The organism is Pseudomonas sp. HMSC063H08 (genome assembly GCF_001813645.1).
GTDB lineage: Bacteria > Pseudomonadota > Gammaproteobacteria > Pseudomonadales > Pseudomonadaceae > Pseudomonas > Pseudomonas aeruginosa.
Genome location: NZ_KV813515.1, coordinates 1 through 297 on the forward strand (window position 1 = coordinate 1; position 297 = coordinate 297).

At 58.6% G+C, this 297-nt stretch carries 1 pseudogene; it reads left to right on the forward strand.

Annotated elements, in window-relative coordinates:
- Positions 1-157 precede the first annotated feature (157 nt).
- Positions 158-259 (forward strand): annotated as a pseudogene (locus tag HMPREF2924_RS35595) (transposase domain-containing protein); the annotation flags it as partial.
- Positions 260-297: the final 38 nt, after the last annotated feature.

Genomic DNA, 297 nt, shown 5'->3' on the forward strand with positions numbered 1-297 from the left:
ACCCACTGTCCGGGATGGGTTGACCACTACATACCGGAAAATCATGGGGTAGTGACCGCCCGCCTGGAGGCCGTGCCCCCACTCAAACGCGGCCTTATCGTTTACTCCCCCGGCAGTCGTGACAGCATGATCTAGGCCTCAACCAGGGCTGCTGCTCAATGATCCGTATGTCTACCTCAAAGAGGTGCTGACGCGGCTGCCGACGTTACGGCCGAAAGACATCAGCCAGTTGCTGCCGCATCAGTGGGTACTGATCTAGCTTATGTGTAAGCGTCCAGCCCGCCCACCTTTTGCTCG